The organism is Idiomarina tyrosinivorans, from assembly GCF_003987475.1.
GTDB classification, from domain to species: domain Bacteria; phylum Pseudomonadota; class Gammaproteobacteria; order Enterobacterales; family Alteromonadaceae; genus Idiomarina; species Idiomarina tyrosinivorans.
The window spans coordinates 59,521-80,207 of sequence record NZ_PIQH01000002.1 but is presented as its reverse complement, the minus strand read 5'-3'; the positions used below and the strand labels follow the sequence as shown (position 1 = coordinate 80,207).

Annotated in this window: 15 protein-coding genes; 14 read left to right on the top strand and 1 reads right to left on the bottom strand. The window is 44.3% G+C overall.

Features of this window, described 5'->3' with window-relative positions; translation table 11 throughout:
* The first annotated feature begins 8 nt into the window (after positions 1 to 8).
* From CWI84_RS02300 to glmS, 3 genes are all read left to right on the top strand, one after another.
* The gene (locus CWI84_RS02300) at positions 9 to 425 is read left to right on the top strand and encodes a F0F1 ATP synthase subunit epsilon (protein WP_126840973.1); all 417 of its coding nucleotides are present in this window, start codon (positions 9 to 11) and stop codon (positions 423 to 425) included.
* Positions 426 to 545: 120 nt separating this feature from the next.
* Positions 546 to 1,916 (top strand): bifunctional UDP-N-acetylglucosamine diphosphorylase/glucosamine-1-phosphate N-acetyltransferase GlmU, encoded by a 1,371-nt coding sequence (gene glmU / locus CWI84_RS02295; protein WP_126840972.1) that lies wholly within the window; start codon positions 546 to 548, stop codon positions 1,914 to 1,916.
* 6 nt (positions 1,917 to 1,922) lie between these two features.
* Positions 1,923 to 3,755 (top strand): glutamine--fructose-6-phosphate transaminase (isomerizing), encoded by a 1,833-nt coding sequence (gene glmS, locus CWI84_RS02290; protein WP_126840971.1) that lies wholly within the window; start codon positions 1,923 to 1,925, stop codon positions 3,753 to 3,755.
* A gap of 575 nt (positions 3,756 to 4,330) precedes the next feature.
* On the opposite strand, the gene CWI84_RS02285 is transcribed toward glmS, so the two are convergent.
* A protein-coding gene (locus tag CWI84_RS02285) for an IS3 family transposase (RefSeq protein WP_206750171.1) occupies positions 4,331 to 5,466 on the bottom strand; the annotation gives its coding sequence in 2 pieces (ribosomal slippage) (positions 4,331 to 5,223 and positions 5,223 to 5,466; 1,137 coding nt in all).
* A 391-nt stretch (positions 5,467 to 5,857) separates the two neighbouring features.
* Here CWI84_RS02285 and CWI84_RS02275 point away from each other — a divergent pair.
* From CWI84_RS02275 to CWI84_RS02225, 11 genes are all read left to right on the top strand, one after another.
* On the top strand, positions 5,858 to 7,069 hold the full coding sequence (locus CWI84_RS02275; RefSeq protein WP_126840968.1) for an MFS transporter: 1,212 nt from the start codon (positions 5,858 to 5,860) through the stop codon (positions 7,067 to 7,069).
* The gene (locus tag CWI84_RS02270) at positions 7,059 to 7,655 is read left to right on the top strand and encodes an O-methyltransferase (RefSeq protein ID WP_126840967.1); all 597 of its coding nucleotides are present in this window, start codon (positions 7,059 to 7,061) and stop codon (positions 7,653 to 7,655) included. The genes CWI84_RS02275 and CWI84_RS02270 overlap by 11 nt, the downstream gene beginning before the upstream one ends.
* Before the next feature lie 27 nt (positions 7,656 to 7,682).
* A complete protein-coding gene (locus CWI84_RS02265) occupies positions 7,683 to 8,933 on the top strand; it encodes an aminotransferase class V-fold PLP-dependent enzyme (protein WP_126840966.1) in 1,251 nt (416 codons plus the stop codon).
* Entirely contained in the window at positions 8,926 to 10,404 is a 1,479-nt protein-coding gene (locus CWI84_RS02260; RefSeq protein WP_126840965.1) for an FAD/NAD(P)-binding protein, read from the top strand. Before CWI84_RS02265 ends, CWI84_RS02260 begins: the two co-directional genes overlap by 8 nt.
* Positions 10,385 to 11,626 carry an ATP-grasp domain-containing protein gene (locus CWI84_RS02255; RefSeq protein ID WP_126840964.1) on the top strand — a complete coding sequence of 414 codons (1,242 nt, stop codon included), beginning with the start codon at positions 10,385 to 10,387 and terminating at the stop codon, positions 11,624 to 11,626. Before CWI84_RS02260 ends, CWI84_RS02255 begins: the two co-directional genes overlap by 20 nt.
* A 605-nt stretch (positions 11,627 to 12,231) precedes the next feature.
* Entirely contained in the window at positions 12,232 to 12,483 is a 252-nt protein-coding gene (locus tag CWI84_RS02250) for a hypothetical protein (RefSeq protein ID WP_126840963.1), read from the top strand.
* Between the two features lie 75 nt (positions 12,484 to 12,558).
* The gene (locus tag CWI84_RS02245) at positions 12,559 to 13,386 is read left to right on the top strand and encodes a TnsA endonuclease C-terminal domain-containing protein (protein ID WP_126840962.1); all 828 of its coding nucleotides are present in this window, start codon (positions 12,559 to 12,561) and stop codon (positions 13,384 to 13,386) included.
* On the top strand, positions 13,370 to 15,448 hold the full coding sequence (locus tag CWI84_RS02240; protein ID WP_126840961.1) for a Mu transposase C-terminal domain-containing protein: 2,079 nt from the start codon (positions 13,370 to 13,372) through the stop codon (positions 15,446 to 15,448). Before CWI84_RS02245 ends, CWI84_RS02240 begins: the two co-directional genes overlap by 17 nt.
* Positions 15,448 to 17,115: an AAA family ATPase gene (locus CWI84_RS02235; RefSeq protein WP_126840960.1), complete on the top strand. Its 1,668-nt coding sequence runs from the start codon at positions 15,448 to 15,450 to the stop codon at positions 17,113 to 17,115. Before CWI84_RS02240 ends, CWI84_RS02235 begins: the two co-directional genes overlap by 1 nt.
* A complete protein-coding gene (locus tag CWI84_RS02230) occupies positions 17,116 to 18,624 on the top strand; it encodes a TnsD family Tn7-like transposition protein (RefSeq protein ID WP_126840959.1) in 1,509 nt (502 codons plus the stop codon).
* A gap of 3 nt (positions 18,625 to 18,627) precedes the next feature.
* Positions 18,628 to 20,229 (top strand): Tn7-like element transposition protein TnsE, encoded by a 1,602-nt coding sequence (locus tag CWI84_RS02225; RefSeq protein ID WP_126840958.1) that lies wholly within the window; start codon positions 18,628 to 18,630, stop codon positions 20,227 to 20,229.
* Positions 20,230 to 20,687 lie beyond the last annotated feature (458 nt).

The following is a 20,687-nucleotide window of genomic DNA, read 5'->3' as shown; positions in this document are numbered from 1 at the left end:
AGGTTTGAATGGCGACTAAAACGCTACAACTGGACGTGGTCAGTGCCGAGGACAAATTGTTCTCTGGCACTGTGCAAACCGTTCAGGTCAGCGGTAGCGAAGGTGAATTGGGTATTTACCCAGGTCACGCACCGTTATTGACAAAAATTAAACCTGGTATGGTTCGCTATGTTGCCGAAAACGGTAACGAAGAGATCCTTTACGTTGCTGGTGGCGTGCTAGAAGTTCAGCCGAGCAACGTTACAGTGCTAGCCGATGTGGCTATCCGTGCTGAGGACCTTGACGAGCAAGAAGCGGAGCAAGCGCGTAAGCGTGCGCAAGACGCTATTGCTGATAGCGCTGCCGACCTAAGTTACGCAGAAGCAGTGGCGGAATTGTCACGCGCCTTGGCGAAACTTGAGGTACTGCGTAAGTTACGCCGCTAAGCCTTGGTTTAAGCGAATAAAGAAGCCCACAAGGGAAACTTTGTGGGCTTTTCTTTTGTCTGTAAAATAGCGTGAAAAACGGTAAACTGGACTCTAGGTAGTAAGGATACGAGGTTACTAATGAACAATTCACTTCGGGTCGTGATTTTGGCGGCCGGAAAAGGAACACGGATGCGTTCCGAACTCCCCAAAGTGCTTCATCCAGTGGCGAAGAAAGCCATGGTGCAGCATGTCATCGATTGCGCTGATGCGCTTAAGCCGGCAGCCATTAACTTGGTGTATGGGCACGGTGGTGAATTGCTGCAGCAGCGCATTCAACACCCTAATATCGAATGGGTTGAGCAAGCCGAACAATTAGGTACTGGCCACGCGGTACAGCAAGTGCAGGCGCAGTTAAAAGACGACGAACAAGTGCTAGTGCTTTATGGTGATGTGCCATTGATTCAACCACAGACGCTAGAAGCGTTGTTGAAAGATAGCGTGGACACCGAGTTGGGTCTGCTGACCATGCACTTGCAAGATCCAACAGGCTACGGCCGCATTGTGCGCGATAATGACCGCGTGGTAGAAATTGTCGAACAGAAAGATGCGTCACTGACGCAACTTACTATCGATGAAGTGAACACCGGTATTATGGTTGCCCGCGGCTCAGCGTTTAAACGTTGGCTGGCGCGATTGTCGAATGACAACGCGCAGCAGGAATATTATTTAACCGATGTGGTGGCAATGGCAGCGCAAGAAGGCGTAAATATCGCCACCACTCACCCTAGTAGCCCGATGGAAGTGGCTGGCGCCAATAATCGCCAACAACTCGCTGAGCTTGAGCGCTATTACCAGCGCCGTATTGCCGAGCAGTTAATGGTAGACGGCGTGACGTTGATTGACCCGGCGCGGATTGATGTTCGCGGAAGCTTAACCACTGGGAATGATGTCACCATCGATATCAACACGGTATTCGAGGGCGAGGTTGTGTTAGGTCATCAAGTTACCATAGAGCCCAACTGTGTGCTGAAAAACTGTCGCATTGGCGATGGCGCAACGGTGAAAGCGAATTCTCATATTGAAGGGGCAGAGCTCGGCGAAAACACCGCTGCCGGGCCTTTTGCCCGATTACGCCCCGGTGCGGTATTGAAAGCCGGCGCGCAAGTCGGCAACTTTGTCGAAATGAAGAAAAGCACTTTGGGTAAAGGCTCAAAGGCTGGCCATTTAACCTATTTGGGCGATACCGAAGTTGGTGAAGGGGCAAATATTGGCGCCGGAACCATTACCTGTAATTACGATGGCGTGAACAAGTTTGCCACCCATATTGGTGATGGTGCATTTATTGGTTCAAACAGTTCCTTGGTAGCGCCGGTGACTATTGGCGCGCAAGCCACTGTTGGAGCTGGCTCGGTAGTAACCCGCGACGTTGAACAAGGCGAGTTGGCGGTCGCACGGGGCAAACAACGAAATATTAGCGGTTGGAAACGGCCGGTGGATAAAAAGGATTAACGACACATGTGCGGAATTGTAGGCGCAACATCTGAACGCCGCGTAAGCGGTATTTTGTTAGAGGGTTTAAAGCGGTTGGAATACCGTGGCTACGACTCAGCCGGCTTAGCCGTTATTGATGACCAAAACCAATTACAAAGCATTAAGCGCACCGGCAAAGTGCAAGAGTTAGCCGATGCCGTGGGCAAAGAACCATTAGATGCAACCATTGGTATTGCCCATACCCGTTGGGCGACGCACGGTGGTGTCACCGAAAACAACGCCCACCCACATATTTCCGACGGTCAAATTGCCGTGGTGCATAACGGCATTATAGAAAATCATGAGTCGTTACGAGAAAAGCTTAAAGCGTTAGGTTATGACTTCCAGTCACAAACTGATACCGAAGTGATCGCTCACTTAATTCACCACGAGCGCAAGCAACACAGTGACTTGTGTGATGCGGTGAAGGCCGCAGTTAAGCAATTAGACGGTGCCTATGGCACGGTGGTAATGGACACCCAAGAACCACAACGATTGGTTGTTGCGCGTTCTGGAAGCCCGCTGGTCATTGGCGTGGGCATTGGCGAAAACTTTGTCGCCTCTGACCAACTGGCGCTATTGCCAGTGACCCGCCAGTTTATCTATTTAGAAGAAGGCGACGTTGCCGACATCAACCGCACCGATATCGCGATTTATGACCATAACGGCGATGCTGTTGAACGCGAATTGGTGGAGTCGACCAGCCAATATGACGCCGGTGGCAAGGGCGAATATCGCCACTTCATGTTGAAAGAAATTCACGAGCAGCCGATTGCTGTACGGAATACGCTGGAGGGTCGCCTAACCCTAGACTCTGTTCGCGATGAAGCCTTTGGTGAAAAGGCGGCAGAGTTGTTTCGTGAAATCGAGCACGTACAAATTGTTGCCTGTGGTACCAGTTATCATGCCGGCATGGTGGCGCGTTACTGGTTAGAAGCCTTGGCGGATATCCCCTGCTCTATCGAAATTGCCTCGGAGTTCCGTTACCGCAAATCGTTCGTGAACCGTAACAGTTTGTTGGTGACCATTTCGCAAAGTGGTGAAACCGCCGATACGTTAGCTGCATTACGGTTATCCAAAGAGCTGGGATACAAAGGCAGCCTGACGATCTGTAACGTGGAATCATCATCAATGGTACGCGAATCAGATTTGGCTTTCCTAACCCGTGCCGGTACCGAAATCGGTGTCGCTTCTACCAAAGCGTTTACCACGCAGCTTACTGGGTTGTTGATGCTGGTGGTAGCCTTGGGTAAATATCGCGGTATGAGCGAGGACAGCCAAAAACGTATTGTGACGGCGTTGAAGAGCTTGCCAGCGCGGTTAGAAGAAGCGGTGGCGCTAAGCGATGATATTGAAGCATTAGCACCTGACTTCGCCAATAAGGAACACAGTCTATTCCTCGGTCGCGGCAACCAATACCCGATTGCGATGGAAGGTGCGTTGAAGCTGAAGGAAATTTCCTACATTCACGCCGAAGCTTATGCCGCCGGCGAATTGAAGCACGGACCATTAGCGTTGATTGATGAATCTATGCCGGTCATTGTGGTGGCGCCGAATAACGAGCTACTAGAAAAACTGAAGTCGAATGTAGAAGAAGTGCGCGCCCGTGGCGGCTTAATGTATGTGTTTGCCGATAAGCAAGCCCGCTTCGCCAGTGACGACACCATGAATGTGTTAAACGTCTGCCACTGTGACGAGCTCATCGCCCCTATCGTCTACACCGTGCCGCTACAGTTGCTCTCGTACTTCGTTGCCATCATTAAGGGCACCGACGTCGACCAACCCCGCAACCTCGCGAAATCAGTGACTGTTGAATAGCTAATCTAGGGCCCGCAAGGGCCCTTGTGGTGTAGTAATAAAGTTCCATACCTAGTAACAAAGAATCATACTTAGCAATAAAGTTTCATATATAAAAATGGATCAAGCGAGAAGTAAGAAGTGGGGGACTCACCTTATTCGGTGGGTGTTAGTATAGGGCAATGTTAGTTTGATACCTAATAGTGAAAAGAGTAATAACTCGATAGGCTTACAAAACCTGCTAAACTAAAATTTTCCCACATTCCATTAGTTGCCCCTTACATTTTTTGGGAAGGTTAAATCCGATAACATCTCTGTGAGCTGCGCTGCTATTTAAAAATATCTTGGGCTCTACAGTTACCATTATCAAAGAGAATAATTTACATACTTCAGAGTACTTTTCTTCCCATAAATTAAGTTGTTTAGTATCTATATGAGGTAGTTGAGCTAAGACCGAGATATCGCATTGAACAGAGTCATCTGAGTGGACATATTTACAAAGTTCTTTATATATTGCTCTGAGCCTGCCAAATGATTCATCAGTGAAGAAAAGTACACTATGGAATGCCCCCCAGTATCATTGACACCCTGACGCCTCAAAATGAGGCTTGCTCAAACTGCTCGGGGCTGATGCCGCCGAGGTGACTATGTCGCCGTTTCCGGTTGTAGAATACTTCAATGTAATCAAAAATGTCGGCTCGCGCTAATTCTCGCATTTTATAGACCCGTTTTTTAACCCGCTCTTTCTTTAAACTACTAAAGAAAGACTCTACAACGGCGTTGTCCCAACAGTTAGCCCGACGACTCATGCTGGGCTCTAAGTTATTAGATTTACAAAACCGGAACCAATCATCGCTGCCGTATTGTGACCCCTGATCAGAATGCACTAAGACTGGGGAGGCTGGTTTTCGACGCCACACAGCCATCAACAGAGCGTCTAGAACAATTTCTTTAGCGAGACTAGGCTTCATCGACCATCCAACAATATTACGGGCGTAAAGATCCATGACAACCGCAAGAAAAAGCCAGCCCTGCCAAGTTCGGATATAAGTAATATCAGTCACCCAGGCTTGATTAGGTCGTGCCACGGTGAATTCCCGCTGTAATGGGTTAGGAGTCACAATAGCTGGTCGGCCGGCTCCGTATCGAAATCTCTTATATCCCCGTGAAGCCTTGATATTATGTGCATTCATAATTTTCAAAACACGGTTTTTACCAATCGACTCACCGAGCTCGCACAAATCGAGATGAATGCGCCGATAGCCGTAAACACCGCAACTGGCGCTATGCGAATCTTTTATTAAGGGAAGCAGCCGACGATCTTCTAAGGCACGATCAGATAACGGTTTATCGATCCAAAAATAGAAACCAGCACGCGCAACCTCAAGAACTCGACACATCAAAGCAACCGAATGAATGCGGCGATGTTCATTGATGAACTGGTACTTTACTCTGGCTGGCTTGCAAAGTACCTTGCGGCCTTTTTTAGAATGTCCCGCTCTTCCTCGGTTCGTTTTAGGTCAGAACGTAGTTTCAGTATTTCTTTTTTTGCCTCTATCAGTTCGTCGTCCTTTTGCTTGGAGGGGGTCGGGTTGGCTGCTTTTACCCACTTATAGAGACTGTGTTGAGATACCCCCAAGTTCGCTGAAACTTCAGCAACGGTGTACCCTCTTTCTATCACTTGACGGACTGCTTCATCCTTAAATTCTGGACTGTATCGTTGGTTGTTCATAAACTTTCCTCCTATGCTCAAATAATAGTCAGGAATTGTCTATGATTCTCGGTCCACTCCATATCTAACTAAGAGGTGTCTAGGAAATTAGTGGCGATTCAGTCAGATGATGATTGGCCACATAATATGAATAATCTCATCAAAGGAGTGATGCTAGTTTGGGGGAGAGGTCAAGAGGTCAAAAGATGAATGACTATTAATGAAGTTTGAAAGTACTAGTGGAGTCTGACTTTCCGAGAGCACCCTTGCATGGGTTCAATCATTACCAAATTCCCGACCTTGTGGATTTTATTTTGGGCTGGCAACAGTTTCTACTTACTACATTATTTTCATAATAGGAATAAGATGTTAGATTAATGTAGATCTTTTAGATTTTATATGGATGTAGAATTTGAAAACCTCATTAGTAAGCTTTGTGATGCAGCTCACGGTGTTAACCCGCGTGTCGCATTTTATGGTTTGGCCCCTTGTTACACTTATACTAAGTAGAGACTTGGAAGAGGGGCCAGCCCAAATCGGCTTGTACATGACTTTAGCAATGGCCGCGTCGCTCCTTATAGGCGCTTTTTTTGGTGGACTTTCTGACCGTGTAGGCAGAACTAGGATTTTAGGGGGCGGCCTACTCTTAACTCTCGTTTCATTTGTTATTTTAACTGTAATTGATAATGCCGCTTTACTATATGTTGGCGTTTTTTTAAACAGTCTAGCAAAGGGTTTAATTGAACCAATAAGTAACTCCATTATCTCCAACTCTTCAAAAGATAGAACCTTCCGAGAGAAGTTACTAAAACGCCGTTACTTTTTAATGAATGTTGGTGCCGCTATAGGTCCTGTTATTGGGATATTTATTGGGTATAGATACGCAGTTGATGTATTTACTGTAGCGGGATTAGTTACTCTAACAATGTTTGTTCGGTTTCTATGGGTAACTTTGGGTGCAGAAAAGGTAGCCCCTGATGAATCGGATCTCGCTAAGGAAGGGTTGAATAAGAACGGACTCAAGAACGCCTTATTAGATAAACCATTTATGTTGCTTCTGCTGTGTAACATCTGTGTGATGGCTGTTTACGGCCAGATCGATATCACTCTACCGCAAGTTTTGTCAACTTTATTGCCTAACGACCCGACAGGTTTGCTAAGTCTCATGCTGACGTTGAATGCAGCCATTATAATTTTACTGCAATTCCCGCTAGATAAGCTCTTGTCTGTAAAGAGCCTATCCTTTCGAGCTAATTTTGGTATTACCTTATTAGCGCTATCTCAAGCAATTTTCTTACTTGCAGACTCAGGTTGGCTGTATTGGATTGTTGGCGTAGTTATTCTAAGTGTAGGAGAAGTAGTTCTTTTTCCAACTATAAGTATAAAAGTCGACCGGCTGGCTCCAAACAATATGAAAGGGGCGTATTTCGGAGTTGCTCAAATGTATGAATTTGGATTTGCAATTTCTCCTCTTGTCGGCGGCCTGCTCTTATCTGAATTCGGAATGCTATACCTATGGGGCGGAATGACGGTACTTACCTTGGCAGTGCTTGCTCTATATCAGTTGATAAACTTATTGGAACGAAATAATAACTTAAAAGGAGAAACAAACAATGGAATTTGATTTAGACACTTTCAATCGAGACACACCAAGCAATTTAGATTATCTAATTAATGCTTCGAAAAACTCAGGCTTTGACATGTGCAGCGACCTGAATACTGGTTGTCTATTAAGACTTCTTGCTTCAAGCAAGCCAAATGGAAATATTCTTGAAATCGGAACTGGAACTGGGCTAAGTGCTCTTTGGCTTCTTGAAGGAATGTGTCCGAACTCAAAACTTTTGTCGATAGATAATGACAGAGGGCCCCAGGGAATCGCGAAGGATAATATAAGTGACTCTCGTGTAACGTTTCTTGAAATTGACGGTATGGAGTTTCTAAGAGAGCCTCGAGACGAGAAGTTTGACATTATCTTTGCGGATGCATGGCCGGGTAAATATGAGTTAATCGAGGAGGCCTTTAATCTTCTTGCTGATGGAGGAATCTACATTGTCGATGACTTCCTGCCCCAAGACGATTGGCCGCCAGAGCACTATCCTGACGCCGAAATGTCTTTTAGAAAGTTAAGCAATATTTCGAATACTCATTCAGTTGGACTTAACTGGTCGACAGGATTATTAATTATGACTAAAAAGGCCTCTACTAGTTAGAAGCTTTAAAAAGTTGGACATGTACTTATGGATAAAGTAAGAGTCTTTGACTCATTAAAGGAATTTAAATCTGACTTCGATCTTGATAAAGCCTATAGCCATCTTGGATTAGGAATATTTAATCCGCAGTATAAACAGTTAAATAAAGTTTTGGGAAAGTTTCGAGAGAAGTTAGATAGGAATCCTGATCTGTCTCGCCGGTACCGGCACAAACTCAACGAAAATTCTCGCAAAGCAATCGGTCAGTACTTGCAAACCTCGAAAGACAATATTGTACTCACAGAGAGCACTACAATGGGTTTGAGCATGGTTCTAAATGGATTTAAGTTCAATAGGGCCGACGAAGTGTTGGCATGTAACCAAGATCATTACTCGGTGCTTGCCAATTGTCACTCACTTGCTAGAACTCAGAGGTGTTCTGTCAAGTTAATTGAGTGCCTTGGTGAAAATGATGTAGACCTGACCAAAGAAGAATTAAAGGCACGGTATATAGATGCAATCTCAAATAATACTCGCTTAGTAGTGCTTACTTGGGTGAACTCGTGTTTTGGGCATAAGATTCCCGTGAAAGAGATATGTGATGAGATTCGAATGATAAATCGACATCGCTCGCATGAACAGAGAATCTATGTCCTCGTTGACGCTGTTCATGCTTTAGGAGTCGAGAACTTTGACTCCATTGAGTCACTAGGTGCTGACTTTGTCGCATCAGGTTGTCACAAATGGTTGTTTGGTCCTCGAGGAACCGGCTTTCTATATGGTAAGGACGGTGCTCTTGCTTTGTTGGAGCCTCTAGTGCCGTCATTTGAAGGAGAATGTTGGAATTGGTTCACAGATCCTAAGTTAGACGTTCATGACTGGAAAAATATTAGCTCACGCGATAGGTGCGAACCGGGTGGGTTTAGAGCGTATGAAAACCAATGGGCCTTGGCTCATTCTTTTTCACAACTCACGAGAATCGGTAAAAGTGCTTTCACGAGTCATATATACAGTCTATGTCAACTTGCTAAACATTTGTTATGTTCCTCGGATAGCATTATTCTTCATACGCCTAAAAGTTCTGCGATGTCATCGGGCTTTGTGTGCTTTAGTTTAAAAGGTGTCTGCTCGAAACATGTATCCCATATCTTTAAAGACAAAGGGTACATGCTCGGTTATACACCGTACGAAAAATCAACTTTGAGGCTTGCTCCTAGCGTCTTAAATTCAGAGGACGAAGTATCGAAGGTATGCTTGGAACTTATTAGCTTCGCAGAAAGAGCTTCATGCCATGTATGACATTGTCGTATTAGGGGCTGGAGCTTCGGCCACAGCCTTTCTGCAATCCATTAAAAAGTTAGCCCAAATGTCAGGGGGAATAGAATCCCCCCTAAAGGTTGCGGTTATAGACAGACAGTCGCAATATGGTACTGGTAGAGTTTATCAACAAGACTATGAATGGCTCATCATGAATACGCCAGTCGAGGATTTATCGTGCGTTTATGACGACTCAAGCCACCTGGCTAATTGGTTAAAAAAAGAAGTTAGCACTTCGTCAAAATATATATCGAGAAATCTCTTTGGGCTTTATCTGGCGAGATGTCTGGAAAGCGTTTGCGAGTCCTTAAGCGTACATTTTATAAACGATACAGTAGTTGATGTGGAGCCAATAGTTGAGTCTAGCAGTAATGTAGTTAGTATTAGCTTGACTTCGGGAGATCGATTCCAGTCTAAAGCGATTGTATTTGCCACAGGATATCCATTAGACTTAAAAGAAGACTTATACGGTATTGAGAACGTTACTAAGTCTCTATATCCCCTCCAAAGTAACCTACCGTGTTTAGAAAAAAATGAAGTTCTTGTCTTCGGAACAAGCTTAAGTTCGGTAGATGTAATATCTACATGCCACCACTTAGAATACGACTGTAAAATAACTATATGCTCGCGAACCGGTTCACTCCCTAATGTTAAAGGTCAAGTTATTGAACCTGTGCAACCCAAGTTTTGCTTATATAGCGAGTATTATAAAGATTATAGAAATAAAGGCTGCGCTCTGAGTCTAAGAGATATATTGAGAAGGGTTCGTTTAGAACTAAAGAGCCATTGCATAGACTGGAGAAGTTATCTCTTTCCCAAAAGAGGGATTGAGGATCAAATCAGCATATTTAGGCGAAGATTAGATAGTGCCAGAACTGGTAACAGCAGTTTTGACTTGGTGTTAGGAATGATACCTGAAATAGCAGAGACTTGGGCCTTAGTAGACACGAGTCAGTTGCGACTTTTCATGGAGAAATTTCAGTCAAGAATTAGAGCTATCCATGGCGCTATACCACTACATAATGCACAATTACTTGCAAATAAATTGGATAACGGAACAGTGAGGTTAAGCCAACTTCCAAGTAGCTTAGTTGAGAGGAATGGCAAACATATAGCTACGTTCCCAGACGGCGGGCAAAAAGTATATGACCATGTGATTTTTGCAACTGGCAGCCGTAGAAGCTTAAAGTTTCATACGGACAGTCTTATTAGGGCTACGTTAAACAAACTAACAGACAAGCCGTATACAGAATTTGGAGCTGAGGTACATTTACCATCAGGGAGACTTTGCAACTCTGGCGGCCACAACTTATATGCTATTGGTCATGCATCTGAAGGCAGTCACCCTTTTATGAACAACTTCGGGTGGATAGTCAAATCCAGCCACATGTCCGCTAAAGCTATTATAAAAAAGCTAAGGGAGAGCACGAATAATGAAAGTTTGTTTAGTTGATGCCTTATCTACTGGTCAAGATCTCGCCAAGGAATTCCATGATCGAGGGGTTGAATGTTTTCATGTTAGAACCTCTGATTATAAACTTCCTAACCAGGGAATATTTAAACGAAAATTTTCGCTTACAAGCGCGAGCTCAGAAACCGAATATAACGTCGTTAAAAACCTTAAGGCCCTGCAAGTCGATGTTGTGCTAGCTGGCTCGGAAATGGGGGTCGAAGTAGCGGATAAACTATCTACAATTCTCTCACTTAAATTCGGAAACAAATTAACCACTACTCCTCTAAGAAGGAACAAATATCGAATGCAGGAGCGGCTGCGAGAGTGCGGGCTTAGTAGTATAAAGCAATTTATGTCATCGGATATTACGCAAATTATAACTAAAGTCGAGACGGAGAAAATGCTACCAGTAGTCGTTAAACCCTTGGAGGGGGCTGCAAGTAACGGTGTAGCTATCTGCGAATCTATAGAAGAGGTGGAAATTGCATCGAGGCAGATACTGGGGCATACAAACATTCTGGGAGCTTTAAACGAACAAGTCCTTGTCCAGGAATTTCTTGATGGAGAGCAGTATTTTGTTAACTGTGTCTCTTGTAACGGAGATTCTTATGTTACGGATATTTGGCTTCAAGATCGTGTCAGACGTTCAGGCGGGGCCTATAATTTCATCGGCATGCATTTAATGCAGACAGATAGCAAGCTTATAAAAGAGATTTGCGACTATACATTAAACGTTTTGGACTGCTTAGATCTTAAGAACGGCGCATCTCACAATGAGATTATGGTATGTAATGGACGACCAGTCTTAATTGAGACAAATGCACGACTTATGGGAGCATCTATTCCAACGGAGTATTTTAAAAAGTCGCTGGAGCAATCACAGGTTGAAGCTCTTGTAGATGTAGTAATAGGCGATCAATCTCCAAAAGGCGCAAAAACTGGGATCTATTCTAGAAAGGCCCCTCTATCAGAGATATCACTACTATTTAAAAAAAGTGGAGTACTAAGAAATATCCCGAAGAAATCAGAAATTCAGCAACTGAGAACATTTATCGGATTTTCGAATCTACCACAAGAAAACATAGTTGTTTCGAAAACTGAGGATACGCTAGGCGAGCCAGGGTTTATTTATTTGGCTGGTCAAGACGAAATCGAAGTTGCGACTGATTACAGAACAATACAAAAGTGGCAGTCCAATGATGAAATATTTGAAATAGATTAGTGGGGAACACCAAGTTTTTCCGAGATTGATTTTCAGATCTTTCGCCATTGAGAACATGAAGCGAGGAAGGTGACCTTGTGATGAAGGCGAAGCCTCAATGAAAAGGGCGTCCGGCGGGCATCGGCAGCGAATTGCTGCGACTTGTTAAGCCTCCGGGGTCAGAAGTCTCGTAATATGGTCAAACGCTGCCAACTTGGCTTGGTCTTCGGTCTTGAAGTTTCTCCTGCTGTGCAGGACCCGAGAGTTGTCATCTGAACTTAGAGTAGCCGCCCAGCCTGACCCACGCCGATAAACCGTAATCCGGAAGCCGTCGGCCTTAATCCATGGGTTACCTTTAGCAGAAATCCTCCATTTTCTGGAAAGCCAGCGCTTTCGCTTCCCAGATCTACTCTTCATTGAGGACTCTCTGGTCCTAGCCGCAGCAACGTCCCCCTCCATGTGGCCTGCACAGATACAGCCTACTTCTAAGATATCTGGATAGCTTGGATGCTCCATGTGATGCACGTAGCGGATCGTTTGCGATTCACACATACCACATTCTATTTGCGGCTTCCCAAGATCCTCGATGTCGACACAATGCCAACCTTTATGAGGCACACCAGCCTTTGACTTACGTAGCCAGTGCACCCGATTATGAGGAGGTATTTGAAGCACGAAAAGAGAAATACTCAGAGCTTGGATTGCAAGCAATAAAGGTCCTAGACGAGTTATGCACTTTAGCAGGTTTGCCAAATGAACTTCACAATTATGATGATGACTGGGCTCCAAAAACTAAATTGAAGCAAGCTTTAGATGAAGTTAAATCAGAAAAGGCTGAGCGAAATGCTCGTATTAAAGTACCGCCTCCGTTGGATTAAATTATTTGATTATTAAAGTTGCATACCGATAACTCACTGACTAGTATGAATTAATGCCTAAGTCAGGGGTTCGTGATGGCAGCGAAGAAGAACCTAATTTCCGAAGCAACTTTCTTAAAATGGATAAAGGAAGGGCGCGGTAGCGGCCAGAATGAAGAATATAGGCCCTGGCTCACAGTTAGAGATGTACCCTCTCTTGGCCGTGTCCACCGAGTATTCGGCCATAAATCCAGACGAACCCACCACTTACTGTCCGATCTTGAGCTCTCAGTTTTTCTTCTTCTTGAATGGTTTCCTGATGTTACCCAAATACGTGAACAGTTCCCATTAGACCGAACCCTTACCAAGCAACTTGCTGCTGATGCAGGTATTAAGCATCCAGCACAAAATGGTTTTGATCATTTCATGTCGAGCGACTTTCTAGTCGACTCGTCAAATGAAGAAACTCCAAGATTCGTGTTTCAAGCTAAGTATGCGAGTGCACTAGATGATGAGCGCACGGTTGAGAAACTTGAATTGGAACGCAGGTACTGGGTGGAGAAAGGTGTGCCCTGGTACCTAATAACCGATCATCAGATACCCAAGGAAGTTAGCAAAAATTTAAACTGGCTATATCCTGCTGGCCGCTCAGAAGAAGATGATGAATTAGCGTCTGAGCAGATAGAATTTTATCAACATCAGTTCACGCAAAACCCTAATCAAACAATCATTTCACTGTGTAAGAGACTCGATACCAGTTATGGCCTGAATGCCGGCGAGTCGTTGTATGAGGTTCGACGTCTTTTAGCTAAGCGTTACTTTGAATTTGATATTTTTACTCCCGTCACGAAGTTAAAGGTTGGCGATTTGCGTGCCTCTGACTTAGGCTTTATCAAGGAGGCATATCGTGTTTCGAATCAATGAAGTAGTTAAGTTTCATGATGAGCGCTTTCGAATTCTTGAAAGTCTTGATGAACAACTCGTCTGGATAAGTCTGGACGATGAAAAAGCCCTGCCCGAGTTAATTCTTACGGGCGAAATTTATAAGGCAATTGATGATGACGCCTTTGAGCGTATAGACGACCCGTATAACTACCTTGTATATGAATCGCCGGGCGAGGGAACCGTTGCCCGTGATAAACGAGATAAAAATTTTGCGGTGTTGAGGCCTTTGATTGAGTTAACTGACTTTTATAATCCGAAAAGGCGAGGACCGGTAGTTGATAAAATTGTTACTGAGTTTGGCACCACGAAGCAGACAGTTTACCGACTAGCGCGGAGATATTGGCAACGGGGACAAATACCTAATGCCTTACTGCCTGACTACAAGAATTCTGGTGGCAAGGGTAAAAAGCGTGTTGCCAAAGGAAAAAAATTAGGCCGCCCGCGTAAGTATTCACCAGGTACCGGGGCAATTGTTGATGAACAAACTGAACGGTTATTTCGGATAGCGATAGATAAGTACATTTTAAGCGATAAGGGGCATTCATTTCCCTATGCACATCGTCGCTTAGAAACTATGTATCACAACTACTTTCCGGATGTTACTGAGGAAAACCTACCAAGCTTATGGCAGCTGCGTCATTTCTATAAACGAGAATATAATCAAACGGAAGCGCTGCAAAAAAGGATATCAAAGAAAGACTACAGCAAAGATATACGACCGTTACACGGAACTGCAGCATCGCAAGCTTTGGGACCCGGTTCTCGTTATGAAATTGATGCGACGATAGCGGATGTTTATCTGGTTTCAGACTCCGACAGAGGCAATATCGTTGGTCGTCCGGTTGTTTACATGGTTATAGATGTATTCAGTCGAATGGTGGCAGGATTTTATATCGGTTTTGAAAACCCCTCATACGCCGCTGCGCTTCAGGCATTGCACGTAGCGATAAGCAGTAAGTCAGACTATTGTCGCGAGCTTGGTTTTGATATCACTGACGATGAGTGGCCATGTATTGGTTTGCCTGATGCTCTCCTGGCCGATAGAGGGGAATTACTTGGTCATCAGATTGAAAATTTAGAGAGTAGTTTTTCTATGCGAATAGAAAATACTCCACCGTATCGAGGCGAAGCCAAAGGTATTGTCGAAAGGCATTTTAAAACAATGCACGAATCTTTTGGTCCGTTTGTGCCTGGTTATGTAACTGGTAATTTGGTGAAAAAGCGTGGAGGCTCAGATTACCGTCTTGATGCCAAGTTAACGATTACAGATTTCACTCAAATTGTTTTGTCGTCAGTGCTGCAACACAATCAATTTGCGGTACTTGATAAATACGATCGGGAAGTTGATATGCCAACGGACTTACCGAGTACTCCAATCCACCTTTGGAACTGGGGTATTCAAAATCGTACTGGGCGTCTCCGTCAGACTGATAGTGATGCACTTAAAATTGCACTGCTTCCCAGGAGTGAGGTAACGCTTTCAGAGCGCGGTGTGGGGTTATTTGGCTTGTATTATACTTCTTCAGAGATCGACCGGTTAGGTTGGACGCACCGGGGTCGTGATGTAAAACGAACTAAAAAAATGATGGCGGCATATGATCCGTTGAGTGCAGACAGTATTTATCTCTTTTATGAAAAAGGAAGCAATAAGTACTGGAAGTGCAGCTTGACTGAAATTTCTCGTCAATACCGAGGCTCATCATTTTGGGATGTTTGGCAACTTCAAGAAGAGCAGAAGAAAGTTGCTGCAAAAGCAAAGTTAGCAGCTAAAGAAAGCCGTCGAGAACATGAAGAATTTGTGCTTGATAAGATTTCTCAGGCTGTATCTGATTCCCCTGCTCGCTCTGATCGGCCGAAAGCCGAACGAATAAGAGCGATAAATGACAATCGGTCGAATGAGAAGAAGTTAGAACGTCAAAGCAAAACACCTAAAAATGTTCCGTCCGATAAGAAGTCAGCGGACGTTATCCCTCTCAAGGAAAGCAGCCCAGACCTTGATTATCCAGATTATATTGATGAACTCTTTGAGGATGACGATTAATGCCGCTACCCAATAATTACGTTTCAGCGGTTTACCAGCCTCTTAAACCTGAGCGCTATCAGGGCAACCCGTTGATTGAAGCTCTGCCTCCGATAATGGATCGCAAAACCCTTCGAAATAGCCTCACCGGAAAGGTCAGGTTCGACCAAGAAAATCGATTTGCAGAGCCTCAAGAAAGAGCCCATAACATAGCGTCTTTGCTGGATGATTTCTTTCAACCTCTATCAATGCATTTACAGTTAGAGGAGAAGTTGTCAATCATGATTCGGGCGGGTTACGTTGGTCGTAACCCTGCAGATGGCTCCCTTAACAAAAAAATGCAGGAGGGATATCAGCGCATAATGGAGGGGGCGACGAGTGACTTTCGTTTTTCACAGTCGAATTCAACGGCTAAATGTTTGTCCTTGATAGGTTGTTCAGGGTCGGGGAAAAGCACTACGGTTAACCGTATACTCGCTACTTATCCTGAGGTGATTTTCCATCCGGACTATAACTTTATTCAACTCCCCTACCTGCGCATTGAATGCCCGAGTGATGGCTCTCTTAAAAGCTTATGTTTGAACTTTTTCCGTGAAGTCGACCGGACGCTTCAGACAGGCTATGAGAAAAAGTATGTTCGAAAACGTCATGGGCCTGAAGTTCTTCTGGCTTTGATGGGGCAAGTAGCTACTCAAAAAGCGATTGGCGTTCTTGTTATCGATGAAATTCAAAGACTAGGGTTGAAACGTACTTTAAGTAAAGAAGCTATGCTCGAGTTCTTTGTTGCGTTGGTAAATGTCATCGGTGTACCGGTTGTATTAGTTGGAACACCAAAAGCCAGGCCGATCTTTGAAATGGAGCTGCAGGCCGGGAGGAGAAGTGCTGGATTTGGTTCATTGTTTTGGGAACCAATGCAACGAGGCACTCGTCGATACCACCCTAAAACGGGAGAGCCAAGGCTGAGCGAATGGGAGGCCTTTACTAATAAGTTATGGAAGTACCAGTGGCTAGAGCGACGAGATGAGACGCTCAGTGACGAAGTTCGAGACTGTTGGTATGACTTATCACAAGGCGTTCTTGATATCGTCGTGAAGATTTTTGTATTGGCTCAAATGCGGGCAATAGCGACGGGCCTTGAGCGTATTACCGCAGATTTACTTCGAAAAGTTTATGAACAAGAACTCATTCCTGTTCACCCAATGCTTGAGGCCTTGAGACGCAATGATGCTGATTTGATAGTGAAATACTCGGATTTACACTTACCCTCGATAGATAAGCGCTTACTTGAACTCAGAAACCTAATTGCACAGGAGCAGGAAGAGAAGAAAAAAGAGGTGTCGTTTGGCAATAACGAAAAAGCATTACGGCTTTATAATATGCTCCAGGCGATGGGCTGCGAATCTGACTTGCTGCCGGCACTGGTTGAGAAAGTTTTCAGTGAACATTCTGAGCTTGAGCTGCCGGAGCTAACCCGTATCGTTCTGGAGTGGTATAAAACGGAGCAAGAGCCTACGGTATTGCAGAAGTCCAAACCGAAGGCAAAAACAATAAAGTCAAAAGAATGGCACACCCTTCCACCCGATGATTTACGCTTTAAATACTCACAACGGAAAAGTCAGTTTTATGGTGAGCTTGCAGTAGGCCGTGATATTTTCGATATGGAAGCTAGGTTAAAACAGGTGGGATAGATGCTCGGTTTTCCGTTTCCTTATCCCGATGAGCTTATCTATAGCACGATAGCCCGTTATGGTATTCACAGCGGTTTAACCTCACCTAAAGAGCTTTTACAAGAAGTATTTGGGAAGAACACAATCATTGCTACGTCTGACTTACACGGCCACTTAGAGCAGGTAGCGGAACTATATCCAGGCCAGCTGAACGTTCAACCAGAGAGTTTGCTTTATAAACATACATTGTTTCCTCTGTACGCTCTGTTTATTGGCGAATCACGAAGAACAGAACTGAAAAAGCAGCTTTTAGCCGATAAAGTGCATTCGGTACATGTCATGTCAGGATTCGCCGCATCCCGAATCACTCAACCTTACTACTTACGATATTGCCCTAAATGCATTGAACAGCAATGGAATCAATTTGGCGAATGCTTCTGGCGACGAGACTGGCAAATTGCGGGTATGGATTACTGTCCTATTCATGGGGAGCTAAAGGAAACAGCAGTAAGACGGACTTCTTATAAGCGCCATGTGTATACGGCCGCAGACCTAAACTTATGTTCTTATAAGCCGCAAAGCAAAACGAATAGGCAGAGCTATGTCTTGAATTCAAGCATTACATCGATTTTGAACCTGCCTGAGCAGCCGGTACCAACAGTTATCCAATGGGGGTTGTTTTATAAAGCTCTTGCTTGTGATTTTGGATTCAATAGAGGCTGCAATATAGAGCATGAAGAAGTCGCTCGGAAAGTCACTAACTATTGGTCAGAAAGCTGGTTGAAAAGTGTTGGTCTGAAACTAATAGACTCTGATACATGCTGGCTAAGAAGCCTATTTAGAAAACATAGGAAAAGCTTTAGTTACCTTGAGCACCTTGTCGTATTACATGCATTTCTCGGAGATACGATTGCGTTAAATGACGTCATTAAAGACGTCAAATCATATGAGCCGGGAAAGTCAGTTACTCACAGCCTTATGCTGCAGGCTGATAAGTTAACAATACTTAAACGGCGCAGAATCTGGCTTAAAGCGATAAAGAATAAAGGGACGAAAAGGGCCCGTCTTGAAGGTGCCGGAGGAGACTATGCTTGGCTGTATCGCCACGATAGAGCTTGGTTATTGTCGCTTAATGCAAAGTTGATGTGTAAAAGGTCAGCACTGTCTGCACGAGTGAATTGGAGCTCATTTGATCGCGGCTTGTTAAAGGCTCTGATATCCATTCGTGACTGCTTTGAAATAAAGCTGGAGAGCCCTAGGAGATCAAGAAACTGGTACTTTAACCAGTTGGATCATAAGTCAAAGGTGGAAAAAAACTTATATAAGCTTCCCCTGTGTAAGCTGTTTCTAAATAGATACTCAGAAACAATTTCGGATTATCAGATCCGCCGCATAACACACGTGGCGATTGAGCGGCATAAACAAAGTGAGCACCTTAAACGATGGGATGTTTTGCGTAGCGCAGGGCTTAGTGAAGAGCGCTTAACGGAAGAAGCAAGAGAGTTTCTTTATGAGGTAATGGAGTTGTAAGAGATGGATAGGCTTGGTGGGTTCGAAGATAACACCTGGATAAATGGCATTGGTTCAGTGTTTAAACGAGCTGATGGAAGTCAGTGGGGAATAAATCTGAGTATTTACCCGAGGAAAACGAGAGGCAGCGATAGTGTTCTTTTGTCTCAAGCCCCGATTCTAGTCAGAAAAAATGTTATTAATCCCACGCGACCATTTCGGAAACAAGGTTCTGAGATAGAGTTCACCGTCGATAACTTACAAAAATGGGAAGTAAGCAATCTAGAAGACTGCCCTGCGAAAGAGCGAGATTTGCCAAAAGAGCGGAAGTCTCGTTGTTTCGTTAAAACCTTACCTGATGGCATGACAGTGTATTTACCGCAGTTTGAATTAGCCAGGGCGTTATTTTTTCATAATGCCTACTTCTCTCGTGCGTGTTTGGAGCACGGAATACTGCAGAATGAGTTTTCAGTAGAGCATGATGCAACTAATTCAGAGCATGCCGTCATTACTGTGCTCCCAAATAGTACCTGCCCCGATAACGTGTTTTCAGATCCCGGTTACCGGCGTTACTTAGCTTGGCTTCTCTTAGATAACGATGCTCGGCTCTCCTACGAAAGTATCAGTACGGCGCAGCTAGAGTCTGGCTTTAACCGAGGCTCATACAGGATTTGGAACTTTGAGTTTGAGCCTCCTCCCCTTCAAGGAGTTAATTTAAAAGTTCGCGGAAATTTAGATTCAGAGATTAATACCTTGTTGGTTTATGAAATCACTGAATTAACAGGTATTCCGACAGGTGTGCCTAGTGACGTTGAGTTCTTTAGTCCCAAATTCTATGTACCTGAACTGAGCAGTGGTAAGGGTGGCCGTGATGGAGATTACCAACCGCCTAATCATGAAGTAGATGAGGATCAAGACTCCAGCGGTGAAAATGACCCGGTGCAAATTGAAGGAGTTAAAACAAAAGTAGAGTTTGCAAAGGCGGTAAACACGCATAAAACGGCGAAGAAAAGGAAAAAGGTTGGTTCCAGCGGCAACTCTGAGGGAGGCGAAGCATCCAGTCTAGTTAGTACAGAAGAGCAATCTCCAATGGGGGATTTACCCAGTGCTGAATGGGATGGTCTCGATGAAGCTACAGATGACATGCATTTGTACGCCAGTAAGTTCGAAAGTTTTTCAAAGATGCTCGAACTCTTAGTTATTAATCATCAATGCAAAGTCGAGCGCCTAGCTTTCAGGAAACTACCGGCTGTCGGGCGATGTAAAATGCATCTAATGAGAAATGATTCAACGCCGAGGTGTTGGATGCTGGTTAGGGTGACTGTCAGTGGTCACCAATTATACCTTATGGAAGTTGATACCTCCGATGCAGCAAAGTCCTTATCAACAAAAGTGGTTATGGCTTCTTCAGAGAAAGCAGTAATTGAACGATTATCCGAGATCGAGATAAAGCTACTCAAAAAGTCGCTGAGTTGGCCGAAGGATTATTTTGATGGTGAGTTTGGCAAGGAAAGCCACTTTTTTATAGTGCATCAGGCTTCAGATAAAGCAGGCGTGATACGTCAAAAAAAGGTAGAACGTTGGGCTAACAATGTTTATCGTAACTTAGTAATAAAATTGGGGTAAATGTGTGCTAATTGATGAAAATAGCTTAATTTTTCCAAGTTTAGAATGTAAGTTTAGTATTAATACATGTCTCAATTTAAGACGACTACAGTCTGTTTTTTGTTGATTTAGTCAACGTGAGAGGTATTGAGAAAGTAAACTATATAAGGAGATAGTAATGGGAGGTTCGAAGGGAACGGGAGGATATGCTCCACCTAGAAGACAAGCTAGATGCGAAACACTTACTCTTGACGCATCTATTAACTCGCCAACATCAGCGATATCGCAGCTTGCTTTGGGATGCGTTGTAGATCTTACGCCAGGCAATGGAGCGGGTTCGTCTGTGCTTGTTCATTATCAAGGACAACTAATGGGATCACTTACAGGGGTCAAAGTATCACAACTTGCACGTTGCCTCGCGGATGGCTTCACATTTTCTGGTGAAGTAACGATTATAAGTGGAGGATTTGTCACAGTAA

Excerpts from the sequence above, each read along its gene's own strand:
- CWI84_RS02225 (WP_126840958.1), top strand. The coding sequence starts at position 18,628 with ATGGATAGGCTTGGTGGGTTCGAAGATAACACCTGGATAAATGGCATT.
- glmU (WP_126840972.1), top strand. The coding sequence starts at position 546 with ATGAACAATTCACTTCGGGTCGTGATTTTGGCGGCCGGAAAAGGAACA.
- CWI84_RS02255 (WP_126840964.1), top strand. The coding sequence starts at position 10,385 with ATGAAAGTTTGTTTAGTTGATGCCTTATCTACTGGTCAAGATCTCGCC.
- CWI84_RS02245 (WP_126840962.1), top strand. The coding sequence starts at position 12,559 with ATGGCAGCGAAGAAGAACCTAATTTCCGAAGCAACTTTCTTAAAATGG.
- CWI84_RS02260 (WP_126840965.1), top strand. The coding sequence starts at position 8,926 with ATGTATGACATTGTCGTATTAGGGGCTGGAGCTTCGGCCACAGCCTTT.
- CWI84_RS02230 (WP_126840959.1), top strand. The coding sequence starts at position 17,116 with ATGCTCGGTTTTCCGTTTCCTTATCCCGATGAGCTTATCTATAGCACG.
- glmS (WP_126840971.1), top strand. The coding sequence starts at position 1,923 with ATGTGCGGAATTGTAGGCGCAACATCTGAACGCCGCGTAAGCGGTATT.
- CWI84_RS02270 (WP_126840967.1), top strand. The coding sequence starts at position 7,059 with ATGGAATTTGATTTAGACACTTTCAATCGAGACACACCAAGCAATTTA.
- CWI84_RS02300 (WP_126840973.1), top strand. The coding sequence starts at position 9 with ATGGCGACTAAAACGCTACAACTGGACGTGGTCAGTGCCGAGGACAAA.
- CWI84_RS02265 (WP_126840966.1), top strand. The coding sequence starts at position 7,683 with ATGGATAAAGTAAGAGTCTTTGACTCATTAAAGGAATTTAAATCTGAC.
- CWI84_RS02235 (WP_126840960.1), top strand. The coding sequence starts at position 15,448 with ATGCCGCTACCCAATAATTACGTTTCAGCGGTTTACCAGCCTCTTAAA.